This window comes from Algibacter ulvanivorans (genome assembly GCF_048381495.1).
In the GTDB taxonomy this organism is placed as follows: domain Bacteria; phylum Bacteroidota; class Bacteroidia; order Flavobacteriales; family Flavobacteriaceae; genus Algibacter_B; species Algibacter_B ulvanivorans.
Genome location: NZ_JBLWGD010000063.1, coordinates 1 through 301, shown reverse-complemented (window position 1 = coordinate 301; position 301 = coordinate 1). Strand labels below are relative to the sequence as shown.

Annotated in this window: 1 protein-coding gene; it reads left to right on the top strand. The window is 34.9% G+C overall.

The window, feature by feature from the left end; genetic code table 11:
* A partial coding sequence (locus ACNG5D_RS15985; protein WP_418184527.1) for a hypothetical protein occupies positions 1-301 on the top strand: 301 nt, incomplete at both ends.

Genomic DNA, 301 nt, shown 5'->3' with positions numbered 1-301 from the left:
AAACAATCTAGAAAATGTAACATTTACTTTTTATGAAACCGAACAAGACCAAACCAATGGCACCAACCCAATAGACCAAACAGTTCCTTACCAAGTAACATCAAGTCCGCATCAATTATTCGTAACCATAGAAAGCATAGATTGTACTTACTTTACAGATATAAATTTAATTATTAATCCTGCTGTGGTTTTACAACCTTTGGACCCTGTTAATTATTGCGATACAGACAACGATGGCTTTACTGCCATAGAACTGGCAACTTTCAATACTTATGTAAGTACTGGAATTGCCAATCCAAAC